Origin of the sequence: Metallosphaera yellowstonensis MK1 (assembly GCF_000243315.1) — an archaeon.
Classification (GTDB): domain Archaea; phylum Thermoproteota; class Thermoprotei_A; order Sulfolobales; family Sulfolobaceae; genus Metallosphaera; species Metallosphaera yellowstonensis.
The window spans coordinates 19,482-35,795 of sequence record NZ_JH597761.1 but is presented as its reverse complement, the minus strand read 5'-3'; the positions used below and the strand labels follow the sequence as shown (position 1 = coordinate 35,795).

Sequence of the window (16,314 nt, the reverse complement as noted above, 5' to 3'; positions counted from 1 at the left end):
CTTTTGAGAAGGAGGTTGAGGTTGAGTCCAAGGAGGGTAATCACATCTCTATTGACGTTAATGAGAATAACGTCACGGTAGCGGTCTTCGAGGGTTTTAAACTCAAGGAGTTGAGGAGATATGAGACTGGGTTAGGGAGGATTGTGGTTAATTACTCCTTGAGGAGGGAGGAGATCACTAAGGGGCACTCAACTAAGGACGAGTTAATGAAGAAGAAGTTGAGGAAATTAAGGGAGAGGGAGAGGAAAACTGACGTGTTAAGGAAGACTGTTAAGAGGATAACAGAGCTTGCTAGGAGTTTAAGTGCCAAAGTCGTAGTAGGTAAGTTCTCCTCAAGGTCTAAGGATAAGATGGAGAGCAATAAAAATGATAAGCTTAGGCATAGGATTCACCAGTGGAGTGTTGTTAAATTCCTGGATATGTTGAAAACTCAGCCGATAGACGTCGCGGAGGTTTCTGAATCTTATACCTCCTCCATCAACCCGTTTAACGGTGAGAAGTTGAAGAAGAGGAAACAGGTAGTTGAGAGAGTTATCAAAGTTTTTAACCCCCACCTGATGACGGGCTCTGCTCACGAGGGTGGGGGTGTAAAAGTACTGAAGGTGAACGCTAGGTACCTGGAAAGCGGTGAAGTTCTTTTGGAGAGGGATTCTATTGCTCCCCTTAACTTGGCAAGGAAGGTGGATGGGAGGGTAGTGGTGTTTCCCTCGACTAGCCCCAATGAGTTGAGGGTGACCGTGTATGATCCCTTAAGAGGGGTGCCCGTGGCGGAATTAGAAGTAATTAAAGAAGGTAAGTTACGCCACGGGTAAACACCGACATGTCTCCAAAGAAAGCCTGAACAGTGCAAGTCCGATAACTACAGGTGAACATTTCACACCGTCGAAAAGGCCTGGAGACACAACAAAGGTCACCGAACTCGTGGGTGATGTCTTTAAGGGCGAGGTTTCATGAAGGGGTGACGTTCAGGGACCTTAATCCTCTGAACTCACCGTTCCCTAGAGCTCCGGTCGTAGTCCATCATAGCTTATATCTTAGACTTAGAGATATAATATTCTATTTAATGCCATCCCCTCTGGACTACCCGGCCTTCAAGAGGTTCGTCATCGCCAACGCTCTGACCTCCGGAGTGTTCCCTCTGAGTGAGATGACGGTGATGTGGTTGTTCCTACAGGGTCTTCATAACCTCTTCCTATTCTCCTTCGTCGCTTCCTCGAGGCCCGTGACCAGGATCTTCGCCTCTCCCATCGGCGGTTACATAGGGGACAGGTTCGACAGGGCCAGGACATACACCTTGACGAGGTTGGCAACGCCTGTGACCATCTTGGGAATAATGTACTGCCTCCTCACCCACCAGTACCTTCTGGGAATGGTGCTGGTGTACGTGAGAGCCACTATCTCTCAGCTGAACAGTGTCGTGGCTACCACAGCCCTGTACACCCTAGTGCCCAAGGAGCTGATGGTTAAGGCCATGGCGGTGAACAGGTTCATGAAGGAACCTGCCACAGTCATAGGAACCTTGAGCTGGCCCTTCCTCCTGGGACTATTGGGGGCGAAGGTTCTTCTAATCTCCTCATCAGTCCTCATCATCACCACGCTCCTGGTTTACAAGCTGAAGGTCAGCCCAGGTAGGAAAGACGTGGGGTTCCTCACAGGCTTCAGGTTGGTGAAGGAGAAGGAGGAGGTCAGAGGAGCGGTGGTAGGGATAGTATTTGATCAAGCTGGAGGGGCCATTGTACTTAACTATTTACCTTACATAATTCAGTTGTACGGAGGGGGGAGCATACTCTACAGCATTGCACAGGCTCTATCTTACGCTGTCTTCCTCTTGGGCTCGTACTTGAACACCAGGTACAAGAACGCTGTAGGGATAGCTGTACTCAACCTTGTCCTCAAGATCTCGGTGTTCATTTCCCTCCTAGTTCCGAGCCCCTGGGCCCCAGTTTATGCTGTCTCGGCGTGGCTCTTGGGTGATGCCTTCCTGGAAGTGCTCTGGATATCTTCCCTGAGGGTCGGTGCAGGAGACGATCAGCTTTCCAGTGTGTTGGGCGTAGACGAATCACTCACCAACGTCGGGAGGACAGCAGTCCTGGAAGTGGCACCCGTACTCTTCCCTGTGGGAATGTTCACGGTAGTCTCCTTGGGCCTAGCGTTGATCGGTGCGGAGGGGATAATACAGTTACTACACAAGAAGATCTTGGAGCTGGAGATATAGCTTCCGAAACCTGATCCCTTGAGCAGTGGGTTCCCTTGAGCTTTAACAGATTAGTAGTGCGGCTGTCCCTTAAATATCCTGAATCAAGGCGATATAGTAACTTACGATTAGAAATATTTTGGGGCGAATCCTTAGGTCGGGATTACCTCATCACGTCCCGACGTATACGGTACTCGCGGAACCGTTTTAAATGAGACCCGAAACTAAGTTTATGATCAAGGTTACAGACTCCCACGTTCACTACCACATCTTCCTTAGGAGGATACCCCAACACTGCTCGAGTTTCCTAGCCAACGTTGAGGACACGAGGTTCGAACTGACCTATCAGGACTTGGAGGTCGAGAAGGCGATGTTAGTTCCGTCACATCCTTGTTGGAGTCAGGACTGTTCTGACGGGTTCGACATCAACCTCGAGGTCTCCAGGAAGAACCCAGAGCTCTTCCTGCTCTGGGGCGAGGTGAACCCGGTGACCTGTGACGTGAAGAAGGAGCTGGAGAGGCAGTACTCCCTGGGGATCGTGGGCATAAAGCTCCACCCCGTTCACCACGGTTTCCCTCCCAATGGTTACAGGGAGGAGGAGGGAGGCGACAAGAACCTGGAGTTCATCTACCAGTTCGCCCAGGACAACAGGTTGCCTGTCCTGGTACATACCGGGACCAGCGTGGGAGTCAAGAGCAGGAATAAGTTCGGGGATCCCATGTTGCTGGACGACGTGATCAAGGACTTTAACCTCAACTTGATACTGGCTCACGCCGGGAGGCCCATATGGTACGAGAGTGCCTTCTTCCTCGCCAGGAACTACCCCAACGTCTACCTGGAGATCTCCTCAATTCCACCGAAGAACTTGCTAAAGGTTCTCCCCAGGCTCCCGGAGATAAAGGAGAAAGTGATCTACGGAAGCGACTTTCCCGCGTATAGGGGACAAAACCTAGCAAAACACGCGTGGGAGGTGTTCCTACAGGTCAAGGATCAAGGGGTGATGAGTGACAACGTCATGAGGTTGATAGCTAAGGTTTAAACACCATGATGTACATCAAGACGAAGAACGCCACCGTGTAGAGCAGTGATAATGATCTCATCCCCCTCCTGAACCTGTTCACGTCCCTGGTCAGTTGAAAGTGATAGTACTCCATGAAGCCCAAGGGAGGGGCCATCAGGAAGGCCCAGGTGGCCCATGAGGGCCTGCCCAACATTTCCCACAACATTTCCCCAGTCACTGCAGCCAGTGAGATGGAGACCAGTTCCACGTAAAACAGTTTCCTATAAGCTTTGAGTATCTCATCCCTCCAGGTATTTGAGAGAGCCATGACGTAATACGCTCCCGTAGTTGGCCCCGCCCAGCCCAGGAAACCCATGAGGTGAAGGTAGAGGAGTAAGTTGTAAGTCGGCAGCGAGTCGTATATGAACATCAGTGATATTTAGGGCCATCCATTAAAAATGAGATTTAATCACTCTTTTACCAAAGCAGGAGAGAAGTTAAAAAACACCTCGGCTACGTTGACCCAGTACGCTTCACACTAACCTTCCTGACCGTTTGTCCCTACTCTCTCATTTCACTCATCTTATGTTCAATCATGATGGAGTGTAGGGACTTAGCCCTCAACCACCTACCAAGCTTAACGGTAGGTGGGTCACGGGACTCCTTAGAGCCCAACGGCACGGGGCTCACATCCCAGATCACTCCCACCCCTTTGGGCTTAGCCCACATTGAGTGAGAGGCCATCCTTTATCAACAAAAATTTATTATAAACAAATATAATAAAGATTTCTATCAACGTGAAAAAGGATTCAGCCCTCATCCCCTAACTTGGATCTAGGGATCCCGAAATATTACTCACTAGGCCTCGGAGGACCCTCGCCATTCATGAGAGGGAGGAGATCGGTTTTGGTTACAACGTTTGTCCATAAAGCGATATTAGCGTCTTTGTCAAGCCCTAAAGGTTTAGCGTAGGAAGTTATTAACCTCCTCTTTCTCCCCCAATATCATGGAAAAGGCCATCGAACCCTGGGGGGTCAACGTTCCGTTCACGATCATAGCTCTTACGTATTGGGCGTTGGGGTCCTCCACCTTGTTCTTTGACCCTTCAGATCACCCCTACCTCATGATGATAGGGGCCTATTCGTTATATGAGGGTATGTTCCTAAGGCTCTTCTTCCCTGCCAGGAAGTACTTGCCATTACACCTAACCTCACTTGTCTTAATGTCAGTTCCCCTTTACCCGTTTCAGGCCCTATCCTCCACGTTTCTATTCCTCACTGAACTCTTGGGGATAAGGGACGTGAGATCTTACGGGAGCAAGTTCCCCCTCAACCTACTAGTCCTCTCGTCACCGATAGTCTCATCCTTGGTCTGGTTCCTCTTTCCCTTCACGGGGTACAACACATTGGTAACTGGACTGCTCCTCTACCTCCTAGGGGTTAACGTGGGGATATTCTCAGCCACAATGGGACTCAAGGCCAAGTTCGGAATCTGGCAACTCCCCGTCTTCCTTCTCTCCTTTCTGTCCTTCCTACCCAAACTCCTCGTCTTCATCTTGGTGGGGTACTACGTCTGGCTATGGGTTGGTACAAGGAAGGTGAGGATGGAGCTAACACCACTTCTGACCTTGATCTGCTCCCTCTCGGTCACAGCTTCATCGTTAATCCTCGGTCAAGGAATTCATGCCTTCGCTCTGGGGGTGATGACCCCCATGTTTTACAGCTGTATAACTTATTCCACCTCCAGGTACAACTACGGAAGGACTACTCCCATACCCGTCCTTTTAGCTGTCTCCTATTTCCTCAGGTTCCTTAACCTGGAGGTGTCCGGGATCCTCTTCGTAGTGGTCACTCTCTACTTCCTACTGCTCATAAGACATAACATGACCATCACCACACTCAAGCTAGGGATGTCAGCCAAATACCTTCGCGGATAACATCACTCCAGAGGCCAGTTGCCTGTGGTGAACCCGTTGAAGTCCTCGTACACCACGAACTCCAGGCCCTCCTTCCTTATCTTCTCCAGGATATGCTCGTATTCTCTCCTGGAGTGATAGATACAACCCATCGGAATCATTTCCGAGTAGTAATCCCTGAACATGACGTACTCGTCCTTGAGGAGTTCCTTTAGTATTCTCAAGGTCTCCCTCCTGTCCCTAGATCCTAAAAGCACTGTCAGGGAAAACATTGTGCAGTCATCAAGGTAGGAGGAGTTTATGGTAGGGAAGAACCAAAATGCTCTCAACCTAACCATGGCGTCTAAAATCCTCTTCACCGTCCTGTACTTCTTGTTATGGTTCATCATTTTCCCTCTGGGATAGACCTTGTCAGTTATGGCCGGAACGGTGGAGGAGGTGTCCTCCCAGAGAGCCTTCAGTATTCTCCTCTCCAGGGAACCCTGAATTCTCAAGTTAGAGAGCACCTTAGCCTCATACTCGTTGGAGGGCTTGATCGACTCAGGACTGACTTTTACCGTCATTTCCTCAAGGACTTGGAATCCTGGGAATTTGAGGGTCAAAAACTCAAAGTTGTCTCTTAAATTTCTCTCATCGTTTATAATTTCCATAACCACGAGGTTACTGTTGTGAGGAGGTCCGGTGTTTACCCTATAGAAGGACTCAACAAACCTAGGAGGATTCCGCCTCATGATTTCCTCCATAGTCCTTGCCACTTCCTTTGGGGCTATTCCCATGGTGATGAACTTGCTAATTCCCACGTAAACGGTGTTGATGGTCATCGATAGTCTCTCGGGTATGAGTCCTGATTCCCTCATCTCCCTCATTCTCCTGGATACTCTGGAGAAACTCACGCCCAGTTTCCTTGAAATGCTGGACTCAGTGGGTATTTGAAATCTATCGTCTCCATCCTGAGGAAAGTGAAGTTCTCTCAATATGTCCCTCGTGAGATTGTTGAACATCAAGTAACTCTATCCCTTCTTATTTTAGATGAGCGGTAGTGTATTAAAAATTTTGTGACAAAATAACAAGAGAATAGTCAGAATCGTTAGTTTGGCATCAAAGGAAATGACATCCACGAGTGAGAGCGTCCCAGCACTCCTTTGTAAATTCTACTCAGGTTGACTTACTGTAACAGATGATCGACTTGGAGGTAGGAGGTTGAAGTTTATTAATTTATGATCTTAAATTCATCGTAGATGACCGATCCCAAAGTAATAATAATGCTCCTAGAGGACAGGGGGAGGCCCAGGGGCAGTAAGATGACTGAGGAGGACTTGATGAGACTGGCGAAACTGGCAGAAGATAACGTCAGGCTCTTGGAGGACCTCGGATGTTGGAAGATTGAGGGTGATGTAATATACTACAGGATAGGTTGCTTGGGGAGTTACTATCCAGACTAGATGAGTTGAAAGGTAGTGAGACCGATAGGGGTTCGGGCTTCATTGAATTTTCATGAATTTGTATCCAATCCTCAGCCCTTGAGCTTCACCGTAGTCTGGGGAAACCCGCTCACACCCCTCCGCCCCCTTAGCGGGGTAACCTAAACCCACCTACTCCCAGTGGGAGTGAGAAAGAGGTGGGGAAACCCGCCCATTTTAAGGTACCTAAGCGTTGGCGGACTTCCTTATGTCTTAGCATCGTATAAAAGTTACGATGAAATAATATAAACTTTAAGGTTTATCTGAGACTGTGACGACTGCGGGTCATGGGACTCCATCGACCCGAACGGCACGGGGCGCACATCTCTACAATCCCATCCTTCTAGGCATAGCCCACATCGGCGCGAGAGCTCTCCCTTATCAGCAAAAATTAAACATAATTAAATACAAAACAGCAGTTATGGGATTTCTCGTTAGGTGTAGCCTTGAAGTCGAGGCGAAATCTAATAATTGCTGTGCAAAAGATTTCTATTTACATGGGGAAAGTATTTAGCCCTGTGGTAAGGACCGATTAGGTTAATGTAGGTCAGGTTATCCGACAAGTTACGAGAATATTCAGGGTTTATCGTTCCTGACTTTGACCAAGACTGTTACGTTTTCCCCGAGGCTCTCTAGGTCCCCGTTCTGGGACTCCAAGTCCCCTCCCCGAAAGTTCATCTGGACCATTTTGTTACCGTCAGACACCACCACGACCACGGGATAATCCACGCTCTTGATCATGGCTTCCTCCAGGATCGATTCCAACTCATACCTCTTGATCTTCTTGGCGAGAACGGTCCTCATTTGGTATATCTTTCCCTCTGATGGAACAACCTCGTTCCATTCCTTCCTCAACGACGCCCCCTTCTCCATGTCCGCCTTAAAGATCTCTACGCCCCTCGCGTAGAACCCTTCGGCCTGTCTCTTGGCTATCCCTTGAAATGGGCCATCGTAAAAGAAAGTTAGTCTCACCGTAGTCGCGTCCCTCCCTGGGAGAACGATGAACCTAAGGTAGGAGTTCACCTTAATTATACCCTCAGTTTTCTTTATTAGGTAAGTCACTTCATCCCTGGTCACCTGTCTGACAACTCGCATCTTAAGGGATAGGAGCCACTTGACCTCGAGCTCCCAGCCGTCATCCGTCTCCCTCAGGTCCTTGAAGGCGGGGACGTATTTCATGAGGTTGTGAGGGTTCATTAGGTACTCCCTAACCGACTCCTGGCTAGCGTTAACCTGAAAATCGTATGTCACTTCCATGAGTATACCTTTTAATTCTACTGTATTAAACTCGAGTCGTTGGACTGATTTAAGGAGTAGAAGTAGTTAACTTCACCTTGACTGTAAGGGATATTTAAGGGAAAGTCTCGTAACTACTATTGACAAAAGGATGATAAGCTTCCCCCTTCTAGGGGCGGTGTAAAAGTCATTAAGCCTAAAACTATTACTTCTTCTAACAACAGTTATGGGATTTCTCGTTAGGTTTGGCCTTGAAGTCAAGGCAAAATCTAATAATTGCTGTTCTAAGATGATTTCTCTGGTCAACTTCCTGAGACGGAGATTGCACTCCGACCTGAATGGGGCACTGAACGTCCTTAAGAGGACCACCAACTTAGTCGTATCAACAACAAAGGAACTAGTCTCCTTCCTTCTGGACCACGACCGAATAGCACCCATAAAGGGGTGTAACCCTTGAGACCTCAGGGAACTCTCTCCGTTTATGGTGGGGAAGAGGTAAGCTCCGAGGACAACTTTCCCCTGTTATTTCTCTCCCCGCACCCGGACGACCTAGCTCTCTCTGTGGGAGGGACTCTCATCAGACTGAGCAGAGCAGGTATGAAGTTGAGGGCCATAACCTTCTTCACGGAGAGTCTGTTCTCTCCCTACCTTAAGGTAGGAGACATCTCCAGGACTAGGAAGGAAGAGGACTCTCTTTACTTCCGTTCCCTCGGGATCGAATACCTTCAGCTCAACCTGCCGGACACGTCATTGAGGTACCCGGACAACCTCCTGGGTGAGGGAATTCATGAGGAGGAACATCTGGTCAGCCAGGCGATGGAGTTACTATCCAAAGAGAGGCCTAAGGCAGTCTTCAGTCCGTTGGCCATTGGAAACCACTTGGATCACAGGATAGTTAAGAAGGCTGCCCTACTCTCCTTCCCTTCAAGTAAGTTGGTGTTTTACGAGGATCTCCCTTACGCGTCACGGGTGAACCACTCTGGCCCAGAGGGTGCACTTAGGTGTGAGGTGGACGTTACGGACGTCATCGATGATAGGGAGAGGTTACTCACAATATATAGGTCGCAGATAGGAGAGGAGGAGATGGAGTTGGTTAGGAGATACCTCTTCAAGGGAACGAGTTTCGTGGAGGTTCTTTGGGTGTACGATCCCTCAATCTGTGCAGAGCTGAAGTTTCCCAAATTAATTTAAACTTTGTCAATAATGTCACCCGTCTTGAAGGTACTGGTTATAGCCGACTTCGGCCTCAACGAGAGAACAGGAGGTTACTCCAGAAACCTTGAGGTGTTGAGGAGGCTCTCAAAGAGAGTGGAGTTGGTCGTTTTTCCCTCAACCAGGAACCTGGCTCTCTCGTCGAGGGCGGAGAAACAGCTTCGAGATACCCTAGACCAGGTAGGGGGAGAGGTACATGAACTCGCTGAACCCCTCATTGGAGAGGAGTTCGACTCCAGGGAGGAGGTACTCTCCAGGATCCCCAGGAGGGAGGAGAACTACGACGTGATTTACGTTTACGGTAACTCCTGGCCGGAGCTCGAGATAGCCAGGAGACTCAGGAGGAAGGCCCCTGTTGGAGTTCAACTTCAGTTGGAGCCGTTCTACAGGGAGGTGTCAACGCTCTTGAGGATAAAGCTCAGGGGTCCTACCTGTACCGCTCTACCTAGGCTTAAGAGGGCCCTGTTAGAGTCGGAGGAGGAGAGGAGGGGGTGGTTGAGGGCCATAGCTGAGGGAGGACTCAACTTCATCCTGTCGGTCTCCTCAACTCCCCTCAAATTCTCTGGGCTGGACTCATTGACCTCTTGGGAAGTCATAAGGCCCGCCAACGCCTTCAATGGAGTGCCCAATTACGATAAGGAGGACTACGCGATTTATTTCACGAGACTCATTCCCGAGAAAGGAGTGTTCGAGGTACCTCTCATTTGGAGGGAGGTCAACAGAAGAAGGGACTTAAAGTTGTATGTCGTAGGGAAGTTTCAGTATCGTGAAGATGAGGAGGCATTCCTCAAGATGAGTGAGAGGTTCAAAGTGAATCTGGAGTACCTGGGATTCAAGGAGGGAAAGGAACTGTTCGACCTGATCTCTAAGGCGAGGGTCACTGTTTACCCCTCCCACTATGACAGTTTCTCAATGGTCGTGTTGGAGTCCCTGTCACTAGGGACTCCAGTTGTAGCCTACGGTACTCCTGCCATAAGGGAAGTGTACTCCAGACTGCCTGAGGTCAGAGTGGTTAGGGAGGACGAAATCAAGGAGATGGCCAGAGAGGTCGTATCTATCCTGGGGAAAGAGGAGGTTGGGACGTCCCATAAAACCCAGGAGTTCTTGAGGGAGCACTCCTCCTGGGAGAAGGTAGTGGAGACAGAGCTTAAACTCTTGAGGAGGTTTTCGATTAACCGGGGAGTTAATCCATGAGGATAGTGGATTTAAGGTGGAAATTATACCTTTTATCATGTATTCGAGAGGCCCAGAACTCCCCGAGTTACTCTCCCCTATTCCGGTGAACTCACTCTTCGCCGATAGGGTGAGGGAGTTCGGTGATAGGACTGCAGTAGACTACTTCGGGCGTAAGTTGAGCTATAGGGAAGTGTACTCCATGGCCTCTTCCTTAGTCGGTCAGTTAGAGGAGAAGGTTAATCCTGGGGACGTGGTGGCGTTGGCTACACAGAACGTTCCGCAATTCCCCATCGTACAGCTGGCCCTTTGGTCACTGAGGGCATCAGTCCTCCCGATGAATCCTGCCTATAGGAGTCAGGAGATGAGTTACCTGATCAGGGACTCCTGGGCCAAACTCCTTATCGCCTCTTGTGAGGCCCCAACCGTGGAGGGCGTGGAGACCCTGAGGACCAACCCAGAGACCTTCGGTGACATTCCCAAGGAATTGGAGGAGAAGTGGGGCGTAAACACCTCCTGTGAGGAACAGTTGGATTTCAAGTCGTCTGGGAGACTATCGTCTCCACAGATCGGGGACCTGGCACTGCTGCTCTACACGTCAGGAACGACTGGGAAGCCTAAGGGAGTGCCCATAACCCAAAAGAACGTGTTCGCCTCCTCTACGATCTACAGGAGGTGGTTCGACTTCAGGGACGATGTGGTCCTGGGCATAGCCCCGTTCTATCACATCACAGGTCAAATATTTCACCTCACCACTCCCCTAATCTCAGGATCCACGATCTTGACCACCTACAGGTTCGACCCGTCATATTCCCTCTCCGTAGTGGAGGAGGGTAAGACTACGGTCACCATGGCGGTAGCCACTGCCTACAGGGCCATGCTCTCTTCCTACGACGGCCAGGATCTGTCCTCCATGAGGCTGTGGTCCTCTGGAGGGATGCCCATGCCTCTGGCTTGGGAGAGGGAGTGGAAGGGACTCACGGGAAGTTGGATCTACATGGCCTGGGGATTAACTGAGACCACCTCTCCAGCCACGTTGTGGCCCTATCCCTTTACGGGGGAGCTACCTGTGGATTCCGAGACTGGGGTGGTGAGCTCCGGTGTTCCGGTCTACAACACCGAGGTCATGATTAACCAGGAAGGAGAGGTGCTGGTGAGGGGCGAGCAGGTGGTAAGGGGATATTGGAGGTCGGGGGAGTTTCAGGGAGGATGGCTCCCAACTGGAGACCTGGGAAAGATATTGGACGGCTGGGTCTTCATATTGGACAGGAAGAAGGACGTCATAAACACCTCCGGCTTTAAGGTCATGCCAAGGGAAGTGGAGGAAGTGCTCCTCTCCCACCCCGGAGTTCTGGAGGCCGCAGTGGTAGGGGAGCCCGATCCCTATAGGGGAGAGGCAGTGATAGCTTACGTGAAGCCCAAGGACGAGTCCCTTAGTTCTGTCCTCCCGGAGGAACTCACGACTTACTGTAGGAATAGGTTAGCTCCCTATAAGGTTCCTAGACAGATAAGGATTGTGAAGGAGATCCCCAAGACTCCCTCAGGAAAGATAATGAGGAGAGCGTTGCGGGATCGAGAAGTCTGAAGTTCTGGAACGAGCTTCTTTCACGTCCCTCAGGTGGGCACGTGAGATTGCTTGTCCTTCAGACTTGTGTCATTCAAGGTCAGGCCGAGTGTATGGAATTAGCCCTCCTCAAGTGAGTCTAAGGGAGATCGTGGGAATCTACGAGCGTTACCAGAACAGGGTGAAGGATCTCGGCCTAAGCTGATACATCGTGGATAACTTCCTCTTCTCATGAGACACGTTAGATTTGCCTTAATTGACGTGGACTTCCAAGAGAAATTAGACTTAAGATGACAGTTTAGATTTCGCCTCGGCTACGGGGCGATATTTTAGGGGAATCACAATGACTGGTCTAACAGCAGTTATTAGATTTCACCTAGATTACAGGGCGGTACCTAAGGGAGAATCCCATAACTGCTGTGGTCTAAGATTTTTCAAGTGGGGTTTTGGGCTTCATAGGATTTCACAATATTTCGTGTCAATCCTCAGCCCTTGGGCTCGATCTCGTCAACACTAAGAACCCAGTATTTAGCCCTATCTACGAAATCAGGGTGTACTGTTAGATTAAGATAAACTAAGTTCACACTAAAATATCTTTTAACCACTTTTTTCTCCGCTCTTCTAACGGCCGTTTATCCCTACACTTTCATTTCAATCATTTTATGTTCATTCATGATCGAGTGCAGGGACTTAGCCCTCAACCACCTACTTAAGGTAGGTGGGTCATGGGACTCCTTCGAGCCAAACGGCACGGGGCTCACATCTCTGCAATCACTCCCACCCTTTTGGGCATAGCCCACATCGGTGTGGGAGGTCATTATTTATCAACGAAAATTCGTTATAAACAGTTATAAAAAGATTTCTATTAACGGGAAAAAGGATTCAGCCCATCTAAAATTTCGTCTACATCTTTCGAACCCCAATTCACACCTTGAAAATTCCATCGTATTCCTCATTACTTTTTAACAGGTGTTATAATCTTTTCGTCATCTACAAATAACCTTACTCCGCCGCGGATGCCCAATTTTTCTCTAACCTCTTTTGATACGACTTTCCTACCTTCTCATCAACCTCTATTAGGTCCTCCATGAGTACCACCTGGATTCCCACGCAACAACTTTTCTAATATAACTACGAGTGGCGGACTCCAGGTAAGATAGTTTCCCCGACAAGACGTTCACGGCCTCTCCAGGAGATACCTCTATAATATTAACTTCACATAAATAGATTGAATGTCTGATGTAATGAAGGATCCACTGGTTAGGACCATTCTTTACCTGACTCTAGCCCTCATGTTAGTTGGGCTGTTAGCCCTGGTCTACGACCTTTTGCTGTCCGTATCTAAAGGTCAGTTGCTTGTGTCGGGCACCACAACCCTGTCGGACATCTACGGATATATCATTGCTGCTATCCTCGTGGTAGGATGGGGACTGATATCTCCGCTGACGGAAATGAGGAGCGAGTACTACTTTAAGTATAGGAAATTCGACGAGGCGGTGGAGGCTGTGAGAACGTATTTCCAGGGTACAATAACCAGGGAGGAGCTACTCCAGATCCTTGATAGGATAAAGGGAAAGTCGTGAACAGCAGTTCTCGAGTGATGTTCAACCGTTAGTCCAATCAACCACAGTCTTGATCTCACCCTTAAGTTTCCCCGACAAGACGTTCACGGCCTCTCCTGGAGACACCTTGTGGGTTATCATTTTACCTAGAACGTCGGGGTACTCCTCCTTCCACAACGTTAGTAAGTTTCCTCCCTCTCGGAAGTCCTCCTTGGATGCATTCACGCTCCCCACCAAGAGCACGTTGTTCTCCACCAGCTCGGTGACCTGCTCAGCTGTTATCTCCTCCCTCTCCTTTCCGGTGGTGCCGAAGAGGATGACCGCCCCGTTCTTCTTGATCCTGTCCAGGAGGGGGACGAAGGCTGAAGGGTGTCCTGAGGTGTCCACCAGGAGGTCTGGTCCAGGTAGAGGGGCAACCTCCTTGGTGGTGTCCACAAACCTCGCCCCCACGGCCTCAGTTATGTCCTTCTCCACTTCACTCGGTGGTCTCCTGTTGAGCACGTAAACGTTGAAGCCCATTGTCTTTAGTGCCATGGAGAACAGGAGACCGATGGGACCACTACCTATGATCGCAGCGTCCCTGCAGGAATAAGTCGAGTCCCTACATCTCCAAAGGGATCTCCCCTGAAGGTACTCCACCTCCCTCACGGCCTTCACCACGTTAGAGAGTGGCTCCAACAGAACCCCATACTCCCCCAGTTCCCTTGGTAGAACTACTAAGTTCTCGGCGTAGTCCACGAAAGTCTCCCTCATGGTACCGTGAGCCCCCCTTATCCCTATCTCTGTGAACTTACCCGTCTCACAGAAGTCCTGTCTTCCGACTAGGCAGTTGAGGCACTCCCCGCACCCTCTCCTCACCACTGGGACCACCAGATCCCCCTTACGTAAGTTCACCCCCTCCCCCACCTCCTGAACCTCTCCCAGTGTCTCATGACCTAACACGAGGTAGTCGAAACCCTGAGGTGGTCTGGAGAACTTCAGGGAACCGGAAACTATTCCCCTATCCGTTCCACATATACCGTTATATAAAGTCCTGACTCTCACCATTCCTCTACCCAATTCTTCCTTGAGCTCTACCTCCTCCAGTGAGGCCTTACCAGCCCTGACCACTATGGCCTTCATGGGTTAATGTTGAAAAGGTACAATAAATCTCTTGATTCTCAACTTACAGAAAAATATCAAAGTAATAACTTACAACCCGAGTTCCGTAATGTCAGTTAAGCCCTCCCTGTAAAGGCCCATTTAGCCATCTCCTTCACGTATCCAGCTAAGTCCCTAACGCTGTTGAACGAGGCCGTTTGTAGATGGAGGTACTCGTAGCTGGCTGAGTCCCTCAACATTCTCTCCCTGAGTTTCCTAGCCCTTTGGGAGGTGAGCAGATCCTCCAGCTTACTCTCCCTGAGATTCCCTATGATCTCCCCGTTTATGTCGTCGGGATAGGGTAGATCTCCGTTGGGATAGATCGTGATGGCGTAACTCGTGAGCTTCTTCGGCACCTCCCCTTTGAGGGCCCTTATGAAGCCCCAGGAGTTGTTGAGCGTCGAGCCATACCTCTCCTTCAGGTGAGAAAGTACTTTGTAAAACTGTTCCGGGTCAGGTGAGAGCTTGACCTTGGCCCCTGGGTAGTCCACAGCGGGCATGAGCAGGATCTTGTAACCGCACTCCCTCACCTTCCTCACCTTCTCCTCCAACGTGTTTATGTTGTACCTGGTCACAACTGTCTGAACGTTGACCTTCAGCCCGTACTCCCTGAACCTACAGAGGTCGTCCAAGGCCTTGACGTTCCAGTGATACTCGTCCACTGAGTAGTGTAGGAAGTCCACCACCTCAGACAGTTCGGAGAGGAACTCCTCATCCCTTAGTCTATACCCGTTCGTTGTGAGCATGACGTAGAATGAGCCGTCGTGAGCGTACCTCAAGAGTTCCAGTATGTCCCTCCTCATCGTGGGTTCCCCACCCTCAAAGGACAACACTGTCACTGTGGAGTCCCTGAGGTTATCTATGATCGTCTTCATGCCTTTTGTGTCAGCCTCCTGAAGTTCACCGGAGTAATAGGAAGGGTTGCAGAATGTGCATCTCAGGTTACACCTCGATGTGACCTTGAAGGTAGCGTATGCCACACTGTACCACTTCCCCAGGAGTTGAGAGCTCACGAACCACTTCAATGCCTTCAGGTTCCTATGAGTCATGTTAGAGCACCTATTGGAAAATGTGAACTACCCCGCCCTAACGGACGGGGCTTCCTGCTTCAAAGCCGAGGCTTGCCCAAAGGGTAGAGGTCTCAGCTCCACAGGCACTAAGGGTCGTTCCGACCCCGATCTTCTTAGGACGTTGAGGGAAGCATTATGATCACGATCAGCGACCCAACCGCACTTGGGACAGACAAACACACGGTCAGCCAACGTCAAATCTTTCTTAACGTGTCCGCACCTAGCACAAGTCATTGAAGTAAAAGCAGGATCCACTAGAGTGAGTTTCTTACCGTACTTCCCAAGTTGATACTCCATGACACTCCTAAGCTCATGAATAGCAACGTCGTGTAACCTCATCCTCAGCCTTCGAAGAGACTTACCAACAAGTTGCTTAACGCGAATGTCCTCCATCACGAGAACGTCGTAATGCTCAGCAAAATACTTACCGAGTTTCATGTACATGTCCTTCCTAAGGTTCTTCAAGTGTTCGTGAGCCCTCGCTAGACGAATCTTTGCCTTAAACCAGTTGCGTGACAGGAACTTCTTCCGTGAGAGAGCTTTGTGAAGCCTCTTCACCTTGTTGAGTGCCCTCTCGTAAGGTCTCTGGTTGGGGACGTATTCCCCGTCAGAGGTAGTGAGAAGTTTCTCTACACCAACGTCAACAGCGACAACTTTGTTTGTCTTGGGGAGTTGATACTCTTGATCCACAACGAAAGTGATGTAAACTCTCCCTGATGGCGTTAACTTGATCACTACCCTCTTTACTTTCTCAGGGAAGTCCCTATGGACAATAACGTTGAAGATAC

Annotated in this window: 18 protein-coding genes; 10 read left to right on the top strand and 8 right to left on the bottom strand. The window is 49.7% G+C overall.

Going from position 1 to position 16,314, the window contains the following annotated elements; all coding sequences use genetic code 11:
- From METMK1DRAFT_RS15890 to METMK1DRAFT_RS00950, 3 genes are all read left to right on the top strand, one after another.
- The coding region (locus METMK1DRAFT_RS15890; RefSeq protein ID WP_009069784.1) for an IS200/IS605 family accessory protein TnpB-related protein at nt 1–812 on the top strand (812 nt) is incomplete at its 5' end.
- Nucleotides 813–1,063: 251 nt separating this feature from the next.
- Nucleotides 1,064–2,215: an MFS transporter gene (locus METMK1DRAFT_RS00955; RefSeq protein ID WP_155812240.1), complete on the top strand. Its 1,152-nt coding sequence runs from the start codon at nt 1,064–1,066 to the stop codon at nt 2,213–2,215.
- Between the two features lie 211 nt (nt 2,216–2,426).
- Nucleotides 2,427–3,233, top strand: coding sequence for an amidohydrolase family protein (locus METMK1DRAFT_RS00950; RefSeq protein WP_048087300.1), 807 nt, complete (start codon nt 2,427–2,429; stop codon nt 3,231–3,233).
- Here METMK1DRAFT_RS00950 and METMK1DRAFT_RS00945 read toward each other — a convergent pair.
- Nucleotides 3,223–3,624 carry a hypothetical protein gene (locus METMK1DRAFT_RS00945; protein ID WP_009069777.1) on the bottom strand — a complete coding sequence of 134 codons (402 nt, stop codon included), beginning with the start codon at nt 3,622–3,624 and terminating at the stop codon, nt 3,223–3,225. The genes METMK1DRAFT_RS00950 and METMK1DRAFT_RS00945 overlap by 11 nt on opposite strands.
- A 131-nt stretch (nt 3,625–3,755) precedes the next feature.
- Nucleotides 3,756–3,938: a hypothetical protein gene (locus METMK1DRAFT_RS00940; RefSeq protein ID WP_048087298.1), complete on the bottom strand. Its 183-nt coding sequence runs from the start codon at nt 3,936–3,938 to the stop codon at nt 3,756–3,758.
- Between the two features lie 262 nt (nt 3,939–4,200).
- Between METMK1DRAFT_RS00940 and METMK1DRAFT_RS00935 the strand changes: the two genes are divergently transcribed.
- Nucleotides 4,201–5,130 carry a hypothetical protein gene (locus METMK1DRAFT_RS00935; protein WP_009069770.1) on the top strand — a complete coding sequence of 310 codons (930 nt, stop codon included), beginning with the start codon at nt 4,201–4,203 and terminating at the stop codon, nt 5,128–5,130.
- A 2-nt stretch (nt 5,131–5,132) separates the two neighbouring features.
- Here the strand turns inward: METMK1DRAFT_RS00935 and METMK1DRAFT_RS00930 are convergent, their stop codons facing one another.
- Nucleotides 5,133–6,110, bottom strand: a complete 978-nt coding sequence (locus tag METMK1DRAFT_RS00930) for a transcriptional regulator (protein WP_009069768.1) — start codon at nt 6,108–6,110, stop codon at nt 5,133–5,135.
- Between the two features lie 237 nt (nt 6,111–6,347).
- On the opposite strand from METMK1DRAFT_RS00930, the gene METMK1DRAFT_RS00925 reads away from it, so the two are divergent.
- Entirely contained in the window at nt 6,348–6,551 is a 204-nt protein-coding gene (locus METMK1DRAFT_RS00925; protein ID WP_009069766.1) for a hypothetical protein, read from the top strand.
- A 594-nt stretch (nt 6,552–7,145) separates the two neighbouring features.
- Here the strand turns inward: METMK1DRAFT_RS00925 and METMK1DRAFT_RS00920 are convergent.
- The gene (locus METMK1DRAFT_RS00920) at nt 7,146–7,826 is read right to left on the bottom strand and encodes an SRPBCC family protein (protein WP_009069764.1); all 681 of its coding nucleotides are present in this window, start codon (nt 7,824–7,826) and stop codon (nt 7,146–7,148) included.
- Nucleotides 7,827–8,094: 268 nt separating this feature from the next.
- On the opposite strand from METMK1DRAFT_RS00920, the gene METMK1DRAFT_RS00915 reads away from it, so the two are divergent.
- Genes METMK1DRAFT_RS00915 through METMK1DRAFT_RS00900 form a run of 4 tightly spaced genes read left to right on the top strand, consistent with a single transcriptional unit; the run spans nt 8,095 to nt 11,775 of the window.
- Nucleotides 8,095–8,262: a hypothetical protein gene (locus METMK1DRAFT_RS00915; protein WP_155812239.1), complete on the top strand. Its 168-nt coding sequence runs from the start codon at nt 8,095–8,097 to the stop codon at nt 8,260–8,262.
- Nucleotides 8,259–8,996 carry a PIG-L deacetylase family protein gene (locus METMK1DRAFT_RS00910; RefSeq protein ID WP_009069760.1) on the top strand — a complete coding sequence of 246 codons (738 nt, stop codon included), beginning with the start codon at nt 8,259–8,261 and terminating at the stop codon, nt 8,994–8,996. Before METMK1DRAFT_RS00915 ends, METMK1DRAFT_RS00910 begins: the two co-directional genes overlap by 4 nt.
- A gap of 24 nt (nt 8,997–9,020) precedes the next feature.
- Nucleotides 9,021–10,211, top strand: a complete 1,191-nt coding sequence (locus METMK1DRAFT_RS00905; RefSeq protein WP_048087497.1) for a glycosyltransferase family 4 protein — start codon at nt 9,021–9,023, stop codon at nt 10,209–10,211.
- A 37-nt stretch (nt 10,212–10,248) separates the two neighbouring features.
- Nucleotides 10,249–11,775, top strand: a complete 1,527-nt coding sequence (locus METMK1DRAFT_RS00900) for a class I adenylate-forming enzyme family protein (RefSeq protein WP_009069757.1) — start codon at nt 10,249–10,251, stop codon at nt 11,773–11,775.
- Nucleotides 11,776–12,392: 617 nt separating this feature from the next.
- Here METMK1DRAFT_RS00900 and METMK1DRAFT_RS00895 read toward each other — a convergent pair.
- A complete protein-coding gene (locus METMK1DRAFT_RS00895) occupies nt 12,393–12,572 on the bottom strand; it encodes a hypothetical protein (RefSeq protein ID WP_009069756.1) in 180 nt (59 codons plus the stop codon).
- 414 nt (nt 12,573–12,986) lie between these two features.
- Between METMK1DRAFT_RS00895 and METMK1DRAFT_RS00890 the strand changes: the two genes are divergently transcribed.
- Nucleotides 12,987–13,337 (top strand): hypothetical protein, encoded by a 351-nt coding sequence (locus METMK1DRAFT_RS00890; protein ID WP_009069754.1) that lies wholly within the window; start codon nt 12,987–12,989, stop codon nt 13,335–13,337.
- Nucleotides 13,338–13,358: 21 nt separating this feature from the next.
- On the opposite strand, the gene METMK1DRAFT_RS00885 is transcribed toward METMK1DRAFT_RS00890, so the two are convergent.
- The 3 genes from METMK1DRAFT_RS00885 to METMK1DRAFT_RS00875 form a co-directional block, all read right to left on the bottom strand.
- On the bottom strand, nt 13,359–14,438 hold the full coding sequence (locus METMK1DRAFT_RS00885) for a glucose 1-dehydrogenase (RefSeq protein ID WP_009069751.1): 1,080 nt from the start codon (nt 14,436–14,438) through the stop codon (nt 13,359–13,361).
- Between the two features lie 95 nt (nt 14,439–14,533).
- Nucleotides 14,534–15,505 carry a radical SAM/SPASM domain-containing protein gene (locus METMK1DRAFT_RS00880; protein ID WP_009069750.1) on the bottom strand — a complete coding sequence of 324 codons (972 nt, stop codon included), beginning with the start codon at nt 15,503–15,505 and terminating at the stop codon, nt 14,534–14,536.
- 27 nt (nt 15,506–15,532) lie between these two features.
- Nucleotides 15,533–16,314: RNA-guided endonuclease InsQ/TnpB family protein (locus METMK1DRAFT_RS00875; protein ID WP_048087294.1), on the bottom strand; the 782-nt coding region annotated here is incomplete at its 5' end.

Coding starts and splice junctions, on each gene's coding strand:
- METMK1DRAFT_RS00955 (WP_155812240.1), top strand. CDS start 1,064: ATGCCATCCCCTCTGGACTACCCGGCCTTCAAGAGGTTCGTCATCGCC.
- METMK1DRAFT_RS00950 (WP_048087300.1), top strand. CDS start 2,427: ATGATCAAGGTTACAGACTCCCACGTTCACTACCACATCTTCCTTAGG.
- METMK1DRAFT_RS00945 (WP_009069777.1), bottom strand. CDS start 3,624: ATGTTCATATACGACTCGCTGCCGACTTACAACTTACTCCTCTACCTT.
- METMK1DRAFT_RS00940 (WP_048087298.1), bottom strand. CDS start 3,938: ATGGCCTCTCACTCAATGTGGGCTAAGCCCAAAGGGGTGGGAGTGATC.
- METMK1DRAFT_RS00935 (WP_009069770.1), top strand. CDS start 4,201: ATGGAAAAGGCCATCGAACCCTGGGGGGTCAACGTTCCGTTCACGATC.
- METMK1DRAFT_RS00930 (WP_009069768.1), bottom strand. CDS start 6,110: ATGTTCAACAATCTCACGAGGGACATATTGAGAGAACTTCACTTTCCT.
- METMK1DRAFT_RS00925 (WP_009069766.1), top strand. CDS start 6,348: ATGACCGATCCCAAAGTAATAATAATGCTCCTAGAGGACAGGGGGAGG.
- METMK1DRAFT_RS00920 (WP_009069764.1), bottom strand. CDS start 7,826: ATGGAAGTGACATACGATTTTCAGGTTAACGCTAGCCAGGAGTCGGTT.
- METMK1DRAFT_RS00915 (WP_155812239.1), top strand. CDS start 8,095: ATGATTTCTCTGGTCAACTTCCTGAGACGGAGATTGCACTCCGACCTG.
- METMK1DRAFT_RS00900 (WP_009069757.1), top strand. CDS start 10,249: ATGTATTCGAGAGGCCCAGAACTCCCCGAGTTACTCTCCCCTATTCCG.
- METMK1DRAFT_RS00895 (WP_009069756.1), bottom strand. CDS start 12,572: ATGACCTCCCACACCGATGTGGGCTATGCCCAAAAGGGTGGGAGTGAT.
- METMK1DRAFT_RS00890 (WP_009069754.1), top strand. CDS start 12,987: ATGTCTGATGTAATGAAGGATCCACTGGTTAGGACCATTCTTTACCTG.
- METMK1DRAFT_RS00885 (WP_009069751.1), bottom strand. CDS start 14,438: ATGAAGGCCATAGTGGTCAGGGCTGGTAAGGCCTCACTGGAGGAGGTA.
- METMK1DRAFT_RS00880 (WP_009069750.1), bottom strand. CDS start 15,505: ATGACTCATAGGAACCTGAAGGCATTGAAGTGGTTCGTGAGCTCTCAA.